This is a genomic window from Sulfurivirga sp., assembly GCF_015490265.1.
Taxonomy (GTDB): Bacteria; Pseudomonadota; Gammaproteobacteria; order Thiomicrospirales; family Thiomicrospiraceae; genus Sulfurivirga.
In genome coordinates, this window is sequence record NZ_WFYD01000055.1 from 1 (window position 1) to 3,494 (window position 3,494).

General features: G+C 61.9%; 5 protein-coding genes. All 5 read left to right on the forward strand.

Annotated elements, in window-relative coordinates:
- Positions 1-641, forward strand: a 641-nt coding sequence (locus tag F8K16_RS03720) for a BamA/TamA family outer membrane protein (protein WP_294947108.1), incomplete at its 5' end; no start/stop codon positions are given.
- Entirely contained in the window at positions 641-1,186 is a 546-nt protein-coding gene (locus tag F8K16_RS03725) for an OmpH family outer membrane protein (protein ID WP_294947111.1), read from the forward strand. The genes F8K16_RS03720 and F8K16_RS03725, both read left to right, overlap by 1 nt.
- A 14-nt stretch (positions 1,187-1,200) precedes the next feature.
- Positions 1,201-2,283, forward strand: coding sequence for a UDP-3-O-(3-hydroxymyristoyl)glucosamine N-acyltransferase (lpxD, locus tag F8K16_RS03730; RefSeq protein WP_294947114.1), 1,083 nt, complete (start codon positions 1,201-1,203; stop codon positions 2,281-2,283).
- Positions 2,267-2,707, forward strand: coding sequence for a 3-hydroxyacyl-ACP dehydratase FabZ (fabZ, locus tag F8K16_RS03735; RefSeq protein WP_294947117.1), 441 nt, complete (start codon positions 2,267-2,269; stop codon positions 2,705-2,707). The genes lpxD and fabZ overlap by 17 nt, the downstream gene beginning before the upstream one ends.
- A gap of 9 nt (positions 2,708-2,716) precedes the next feature.
- Positions 2,717-3,487, forward strand: coding sequence for an acyl-ACP--UDP-N-acetylglucosamine O-acyltransferase (lpxA, locus tag F8K16_RS03740; RefSeq protein WP_367122701.1), 771 nt, complete (start codon positions 2,717-2,719; stop codon positions 3,485-3,487).
- Positions 3,488-3,494 lie beyond the last annotated feature (7 nt).

The following is a 3,494-nucleotide window of genomic DNA, read 5'->3' on the forward strand; positions in this document are numbered from 1 at the left end:
TCGGCAAGGACTACCTGTTCCCCATCTTCAATGCGGGCTGGAATCACAATTCCACCAACGCCTTCTACTTCCCCACCGAGGGCAGCCGGGTCAGTGTTGGTCTGAATGTGGCGCCACCGGTGGGCAATGACTTCGGCTATGCCAAGCTGTCCGTCAGTGGCCGGCGTTTCTGGCCCATGACGCGGGCGCTGACCTTCAAGGCGGCCGCTGGCATCAAATATGGCGTGGGGCTGGGTGATCTGCCGGATTTGCCCTTCTTCGAGCGCTTTTATGCCGGCGGTATTCGTTCCGTGCGAGGGTTCGAACCCAACAGCCTGGGCGAGCACTATGACCTGACTGCGGATGGCACGGATGTGGCCAAGGGGGGCGACTTCGTCTTCAACGGCACTTTCGCGGTCATCTCGCCCTTCCCGGGCATTGAGGACTCCTCCAACCTGCGCCTGAGTTTCTTCGTGGACTATGGTCAGGTGTTTCCGAAGGTGGATCAGTTCTCGTTCGATGGTCTGCGGGTGTCGGCGGGCGTGATGCTCAACTGGATCTCCCCTGTGGGGCCGCTGGCGCTTTCATTTGCCAAGCCTCTGCGCTATGGAGATAATGACCGTCAACAACCGTTTCAGTTCAGTCTGGGGATGCCGTTCTGATGAGCCTGTCTCGAATGCTTCATGCCATGGCCATGACGGCCGTCTTTCTTTTTTCCGCATTGCCCGTCTGGGCGGCCGAACCGGCGAAAGTGGGCGTTGTCAACGTCAATCTGCTCATTCAGCAGGCGCCCCAGGCCAAGGCGGCCAACAAGCGGCTTGAAAAGGAGTTCGCACCGCAGCAGCAGCAGCTTCAGAAGCTGATCCGCAAGCTGGAGCGTCTGCAGGCCGACTACCAGAAGAATGCGCTGACGCTGACCGCCGAGCAGAAGAGTGCCAAGGAGCGCGAGGTGGCCATGCTGACCCGCGAGATTCAGCGCCGTCGGGCGGACCTGCAGGAACTGGTCAACCTGCGTCGCAACGAGGAGCTGGCCAAACTGCAGGCGCTGATCAACCAGGCCATCCGCGACATCGGCCAGCAGGAACACTACGATTTGATTCTCTACGACGGCATCGCCTTCAGCAGCAAGCGCATCGATCTCACGCCCAAGATCCTCGCCTATCTCAAGCAGCTGCAGAAGCGCAAGAAAGCCGCCTTCAATCAGTAAAGGGGGCTGTTGCCATGCGTCTCAGCCGGTTGTGTGACTGCCTGCGCGCCGATGAGGTGGATGTCGTCCGCTGCCCGGAGCGGGACATTGAACTGACCGGCGTGGCGCCGCTGGACGAGGCGCAGGCCGACCAGTTGAGTTTTCTCTCCAACAGCAAGTATGCCGATCAGCTGGAGAGCACCCGTGCCGGTGCCGTGCTGGTGCGTGAGAGGGATGCGGTCAATGTGCCCGCAGGGACGGCGGCCATCGTGGTGGATGATCCCTATTACGCCTACGCCATTGCCGCCCGGCTGCTCAACCCGCCGCCCATGTGGCCGGACAAGGTGCATGAGACGGCGCAGGTGAGCGAGTCGGCCAGTCTCGGCGAGCATGTGCATGTGGGGCCCAATGTGGTCATCGGGCCTGAGTGCATCATCGCCAGCGGTGTGGTGATCGAGGCGGGCTGTGTGCTGGGCCGGGGCGTGCGTCTGGCCCATGGCGTGCATCTGGAGCCCAATGTGGTGCTGCATGACGGTACCGAGGTGGGAGAGAAGACACGCATCAAGGCCGGTGCGGTGATCGGCGGAGACGGTTTCGGCTTCGCGCCGCACAGGGGGCGCTGGCAGCCGGTGCCGCAGCTGGGAAGGGTGCGCATCGGCGCCCGCTGTTCCATCGGCGCCAATGTCACCATTGACCGGGGCGCGCTCAAGGACACGGTGGTGGAGGATGATGTGATCATCGACAATCTGGTGCACCTCGGCCATAACGTGCGGGTGGGGCGGGGCACCGCCATCGTGGCGCAGGTGGGCGTCTCCGGCAGCACCGACATTGGCGCCAACTGCGTTCTGGCAGGGCAGGTGGGCACCGCCGGCCACCTGAAGATCACCGATGGCGTGCAGATCATGGCCCGGGGTGGAGTGACCGGCGATGTGACCGAACCCGGCAGCTACGCCGGCTTTCCGCTCATGCCACAGAAGGAATGGCAGAAGATGGTGGTCTATGAGCGCAATCTGCCGAAGCTGGGCCAGACCCTCAAAAAGCTGGAGCGCACTGTCGCGGCGCTGGAGAAAAAGATTCAGAACCTGGAAGGAAACACCGAACATGATGACAGTCACTGACATTTTCGAATACCTGCCGCACCGCTATCCCTTCCTGCTGGTGGATCGGGTGGTGGAGTGCGTCGAAGGCGAGTATCTCAAGGCCTACAAGAACATTACCTTCAACGAACCCCAGTTTACCGGTCACTTTCCTCAGAGTCCCATTTTCCCTGGCGTGATGATCATCGAGGCCATGGCGCAGTGTACCGGCATTCTGGCCTTCCGCACCATGAACGTGAAGCCGGACGGCAGCTCCATGTATTACCTGGCGGCGGTGGACAACTGCCGCTTCCGCAAGCCGGTCATTCCGGGTGACCGGCTGGATTTCGAAGTGCGCACGACCGGCAACAAGCGGGGGATCTGGCGCTTCGAATGCTCCACCTCCGTGGATGGCAAGGTGATCGCCAGCGCGGATCTCATGTGCGCCGAGCGGGAGGTGATCTGATCCATGGCGCTGATTCATCCCACGGCCATCGTCGACCCTAAGGCGGAGCTGGCCGAAGGGGTGCGCGTCGGCCCCTATTCGGTCATTGAAGGGGAGGTGACCATTGGCGCAGGCACCGAGATCGGACCCCATGTGGTCATCAGCGGGCCGACGGTCATCGGGGAGAACAACCGCTTCTTCCAGTTCGGCTCCATCGGCGCCGAACCCCAGGACAAGAAATACCACGGCGAGCCGACCCGTCTGGTGATCGGCAACGGCAACACCTTCCGCGAGAATGTCACCATCAACCGCGGCACGGTACAGGACCGGGGCGAGACCACCATCGGTGATGACAACTGGATCATGGCCGGTGTGCACATCGCCCACGACTGCGTGGTGGGCAGCCACACCATCTTCGCCAACGCTTCGGCCCTGGCCGGACATGTGCAGGTGCATGACTGGGCCATTCTGGGCGGCTACACGCTGGTGCATCAGTTCTGTCGCATCGGCGCCCACAGCTTCTGCGGCATGGGCAGTGTCATCAATCAGGACGTGCCGGATTTCGTGGTGGTTTCCGGCAATCTGGCCGAGCCGCGTGGCATCAATACCGAGGGGCTCAGGCGACGGGGTTTCAGCCGTGAGCAGCTTTTCATCATCAAGAAGGCTTACCGCATCCTTTACCGCGCCGGCAACCGGCTGGAGCGGGCCATCGAAGAGATCGAGCTGATCAATGACGATCAGGGCACGCTCGACTCCTTGATTGAGTTCCTCAAGGCATCCACCCGGGGCATTGTGCGCTGACATGCAA

Bases quoted from the DNA above. Each gene is read 5' to 3' on its own strand.
- lpxD (WP_294947114.1), top strand. From the start codon at position 1,201: ATGCGTCTCAGCCGGTTGTGTGACTGCCTGCGCGCCGATGAGGTGGAT.
- F8K16_RS03725 (WP_294947111.1), top strand. From the start codon at position 641: ATGAGCCTGTCTCGAATGCTTCATGCCATGGCCATGACGGCCGTCTTT.
- fabZ (WP_294947117.1), top strand. From the start codon at position 2,267: ATGATGACAGTCACTGACATTTTCGAATACCTGCCGCACCGCTATCCC.